We start from the raw sequence: 203 nt of genomic DNA, 5'->3' as shown, positions 1-203 counted from the left end.
TTCGCCCGTCGCGAGGACGGCGACCGCAAGCCCTTCGCGCGTCGCGAGGATGGTGATCGCAAGCCCTTCGCGCGTCGCGAGGATGGTGATCGCAAGCCCTTCGCGCGTCGCGAGGATGGTGACCGCAAGCCCTTCGCCCGTCGCGAGGACGGCGACCGCAAGCCCTTCGCGCGTCGCGAGGATGGTGATCGCAAGCCCTTCGC

1 protein-coding gene is annotated in these 203 nt (G+C 70.0%); it reads right to left on the bottom strand.

Annotation, left to right across the window (positions count from 1 at the left end; all coding sequences use genetic code 11):
• Positions 1-203: hypothetical protein (locus tag H1S04_RS00005; RefSeq protein WP_220185053.1), on the bottom strand; the 203-nt coding region annotated here is incomplete at both ends.

The organism is Paracoccus sp. S1E-3 (assembly GCF_013868135.1).
Lineage (GTDB): Bacteria > Pseudomonadota > Alphaproteobacteria > Rhodobacterales > Rhodobacteraceae > Paracoccus.
Note: the sequence above shows the minus strand (reverse complement) of the source record. Positions and strands in the feature narration are given on the sequence as shown.